Source organism: Parendozoicomonas verongulae, from assembly GCF_009711465.1.
Lineage (GTDB): Bacteria > Pseudomonadota > Gammaproteobacteria > Pseudomonadales > Endozoicomonadaceae > Sansalvadorimonas > Sansalvadorimonas verongulae.
The window spans coordinates 6,038-6,494 of the sequence record NZ_SMME01000744.1; the positions used below are offsets into that span (position 1 = coordinate 6,038).

The 457-nt window shown below is 50.3% G+C and carries 1 protein-coding gene; it reads right to left on the bottom strand.

Annotated elements, in window-relative coordinates:
* The coding region (locus tag E1189_RS25235; RefSeq protein ID WP_268921589.1) for a helicase-related protein at positions 1-457 on the bottom strand (457 nt) is incomplete at both ends.

Sequence of the window (457 nt, forward strand, 5' to 3'; positions counted from 1 at the left end):
AGCAATGGTGTTGGCATCCAGCGCCTGAAGCTGGTCTTTCAGTTGTTTGGCGACTGTTTTTACGGTGTCCTGTTGGAAATCCTTCTGGGCGGCTTTCGCCAGATCCACCCAAGCCTCCATGTGCTTTTGAGCCAGTGGCTTACCCGTTGATACAGGAGCCTCTTCCTGCTCCAGAGCGTGATACTCGAAATTGCCCCAGTGATCAAAAATCAAAAACTTCTGTTTATGCTGACCGGGGCCAAACAGGTTTTCACACAGACGGGTTCCCCGGCCGATCATCTGCCAGAACTTCACTTTGGATTTCACCGGCTTGGCAAAAACCAGGTTCACCACTTCAGGTACATCAATGCCGGTGTCCAGCATGTCTACGGAAATAGCAATGGTGATTTCACTGTCGCTGACCTGACTGGCTGCAGTTTTTTTATCGCCTTTGAAGTCATCAATAAGCTGCTCTGCC